This window comes from Salinivibrio sp. MA427 (assembly GCF_001996115.1).
GTDB classification, from domain to species: Bacteria; Pseudomonadota; Gammaproteobacteria; order Enterobacterales; family Vibrionaceae; genus Salinivibrio; species Salinivibrio costicola.
Genome location: NZ_MUFH01000249.1, coordinates 1 through 3,879, shown reverse-complemented (window position 1 = coordinate 3,879; position 3,879 = coordinate 1). Strand labels below are relative to the sequence as shown.

Here is a 3,879-nt window from a genome sequence, read left to right as displayed (position 1 = left end):
CATTGCGCATTTCGGCGCGCAGTGAATCCTTCGCATTATTTTGATGCTGTGAGATTCATACATCTTAGGTATCGAGATAGTTGGTGCTCACAGTGCACCGAAGGTTGATCAACATCAGCTTCGCCAAAGCGCGGGTCATCGTAAAATGATCGGCACCAAAGCCAAGTTGATAAATCAAAATATGGATCCAATAAAGGAAATAACATGTTGAAAAAAACGCTAGTGGCAGCGGCAGTAACTATGGGTCTGTCAGCGGGTGCATTCGCTGATGTTCACCTAGACAACGAAACTGGTTTTGACACCACGATTATTGCTAAAGAAACTAAACAATCTGCACTAGATTTCTCTACTGCTGTAGAAGATCTGGAGCTTACTTTTGATAACCCAATCGCCGACCCAGCTAACAGCATTGAGCGCGAGCTGCGTAACAATGGCTTCTTGTTTGTAGAAATCAAGAATGGCATCGGTGCTGAGTTCAACAAAAGCCAAATCGACAGCTGGTTGACGACTAATGCTGCTGGCACCACTCTGACCGGTATCGAAGTCGACACCGACGGTGATGCTGTCTTCACTGGTAGCAACGCCGTTTCTGACCTAGAAACCGTGTTCAAATTTAACGACCTAGGCAACGGCCAAAAGCGTGTTAAGTATGAGCTTGTTGGCGATACTCTTCGCCTAGAGTTGGCGTCTGATGTTGAAGCACTTGCCAACCCAAACACCAAAATTCACCTGAAAACGTCTCAAGCCAACAACATCTTCAAGCTGTACGAAGATAAAAACGGCAATGCAGATAAAGTTGTTCTGACCGTTGCAGCTCAGCACAATGGTTCATTCACTGCTGACCGTTATGACACGCCAGTTGTGTTTGACCAAACTAAAACTCTGTTTAATACAGAGCTAGCGGCTGGTGGCCTTGGCACAGCAACGGCGTTGGTTAACACCTACTTCGAAAACTATAAGCTTGGTCTGCAAGAAACTGGTCTTATCGCTGATAGCCAAAATGCAGACATCAATGGTGTGTTTAACTTCAAAAACAACACTAGCAACCAAAACATCCAGAAAGAGCAAGTTCGCTTTACCATTAGCGGTGACTTCTCTGGGTTTGACGTCGACGCATCTAATGAACTGCTAGACTCAACCGGTGCGAAAACAGGCTGGATTGTAAATGGCGACGGCGACAAAGCGGCTCGCTATCTTGGCGGCGCGGGTATCACTGGCGGTCAAGAACTCGAAACGATCACAGCGACCCTGTTCAACTATGATGATCCAGCAATCGGTGATGACGGCCTATACGCGCTTAAGACACCAATCTCATCTGGCACCTATTCTGTAAAAGCAGAGTTGGCTCAGTTTAACCGCGATACTGGTAACCTGTTCAAGCCAGTTGGTGAAATTGCTCAAACTGACTCTTTCTACCCTGTAGATGATGTTGTTGAGAAGATCATTCAAGTAGACCGTGACGGTATGAAGTTTGACACCATCACTACCGGTTCTACTTCTTCAAACAAAATCTTTATCCGTGACGTATCAAACCGTCTGGGTGAGAAAGGTGGTAAAATCCTAGTCACCATCTACGAATACGAAGGTATGGGTGCTAACGAGCGTGCTAACGCAACTGGCGAAGTTGATGTTGATAACAACAACGGCATCAAGACCCTGGTACACCGTAAAGCGCTCGAGCAAAACGGCGATTACTTCACACTGCCAAGCGGTGGTGCGGTCACTCTAACACCTGAAGGTGTTGCAGAGATGGCTGGTGTTGATGTAAGCACCGCTCGCCAAGCACGTTTTGTATTCGAAGTACAAACAAACATGGGTGAAGTAGCTGTTCGTAAGAAAGACGACTCAGGTACAGATATCCAAAACGGTACCCGCAATGTTAACCGTGACAACGGTGACGACGGTACTATCGTTGACTTTACTCTGTAATCACCGATTTATTGTTGATTATAAACAGAGTAACACTGCCGTAAAAGGAGGGCTTAGGCCCTCCTTTTTTTATGCCGCTAGCTAATCGTAAGCGCCCTTTCTCTCTTTGCGTCTGACTCAGTATTCGTCCATAATAACCGTTTTATCGCGCTATTGATGGTTATGAAGTCCATTATAAAAGTCTCGAATGTGAGTAAATCATTTTTACTCAAACCTACTCTCTTTAATGTTCTCTCGAGTAAATTATTCCCTAACCGTCCGCAAGCGGTTTTCACTGCCTTACGATCAATCAGTTTCGAGGCCTATCAAGGCGAAACACTGGGCATTGTCGGCCATAATGGTTCAGGTAAATCGACGTTGTTGCAGGTAATTTGTGGTGTGTTGCAAGCAACCCAAGGACAGGTTGCGGTTGAAGGGCGTATAGCAGCACTGCTTGAACTGGGATCGGGGTTTAATCCAGAGTTCACAGGAAGAGAAAACATATTTTTTAATGCTCGCCTGTTGGGCCTTTCACATCAAGAAACCAAGCAGCGTCTTGATACGATTGTCGATTTTGCAGACATTGGCCCCTTTTTAGATCGCCAAGTCAAAACCTATTCCAGTGGCATGATGCTGCGTTTAGCCTTTGCCGTCGCGATTAATATAGAGCCTCAGATATTAATTATTGATGAAGCGTTATCGGTGGGTGATGCGGCCTTTCAACGCAAATGCCAATCGAAGCTTAAACAGTTAAAAGCGCAGGGAGTGACGCTGCTTTTTGTCTCTCATGCCGCCGGTCAGGTCATTGAGCTATGTGATCGTGCGATTTTGTTAGATAAAGGCGAGCTATTAATGACAGGCACCCCGAAAGAGGTAGTCCATAGCTATCATAAGCTGCTACATATGTCTGATGAGAGTGAGCGAGAAGCCTTTAGAGCGCAGATTATAAACGGGCAGCAACAGTCAGCCGTGCAGGCGGTGAGAAGTACGCCTAGCGCGCAGCAAAGCCAAACACACTGGACATCCGACCTTATTCCTAAATCTACCGTGTGGTATGCCAAGCAAGGCGCTGAAATCATCAATCCACGCATTGAAAACAGCCAGGGCCAGGTGGTTAATGTGCTTGTGGCGGGCGAAACCTACTCGTATTGCTTTAGTGTACAAGCAGAGCGCGATGTCTTTGAAGTCGGCTTTGGTATGATGATTAAGACAATCAATGGGGTTGAAATTGGCGGTGCGACGTCGACTAAAAATCATGAAAAGCGCATTGATTATCTTAAAGCCAGCTACCATGTCGATGTCTGTTTTACGTTTAAGTGTTCGTTGCAAAAAGGAACGTATTTTCTCAATTGTGGTTGCTCGGGCATCATTGACGGACAGCGTCAATTTCTTCATCGCGGGGTGGATGTGGCGATGTTTTCTGTGATCGAAGACAATCAAGACGCAACCGGTATTGTTGATATGGGAATTTCATTGCAAAGCAAACATCATGCAAAAGCGCACTAATTTATTTATCGTTGGCGGACAGAAGTGTGGTACCTCCGCGCTCGCGCATTTTCTTTCTCAACATCCAAGTATTTGCATGGCGCTAGGTAAAGAAGCACATGTTTTTGATCAGCCCATGTTTTGCCAACTGACTCAATCGCATATTGAGGCACTATACACGGAACGTTATCCCCATTATTCTGGTGAGCGTTACGTGTGTGACGCAACACCGATCTATGCCTACTGGCAGGATATACCTAAGCATATTGCCGCTTAYAATCCCGAAGCGAAACTCGTGATGGTGGTTAGAAACCCAGTAGAACGCGCGATCTCTCAATATGCCATGTCGAAAAACCGGGGCCAGGAGTCGCTGAACGTGTTACTCGCATTTTTGTTAGAGCCGTTGAGGATGAGGGTTAATCAGAATAGAAACTGGAAGCAACCGGCAAGAACTCAAAGCTATTTATCCAGAGGAACGTTTAAAGC

Annotated in this window: 3 protein-coding genes; all 3 read left to right on the top strand. The window is 46.0% G+C overall.

Annotated features, from left to right (window positions below; translation table 11 throughout):
* Window positions 1-204 precede the first annotated feature (204 nt).
* Window positions 205-1,929 (top strand): hypothetical protein, encoded by a 1,725-nt coding sequence (locus BZG79_RS12750; protein WP_077774580.1) that lies wholly within the window; start codon window positions 205-207, stop codon window positions 1,927-1,929.
* Between the two features lie 189 nt (window positions 1,930-2,118).
* Window positions 2,119-3,414 carry an ABC transporter ATP-binding protein gene (locus BZG79_RS12745; protein ID WP_242414185.1) on the top strand — a complete coding sequence of 432 codons (1,296 nt, stop codon included), beginning with the start codon at window positions 2,119-2,121 and terminating at the stop codon, window positions 3,412-3,414.
* Window positions 3,398-3,879: sulfotransferase (locus BZG79_RS12740; RefSeq protein WP_199877820.1), on the top strand; the 482-nt coding region annotated here is incomplete at its 3' end. The genes BZG79_RS12745 and BZG79_RS12740, both read left to right, overlap by 17 nt.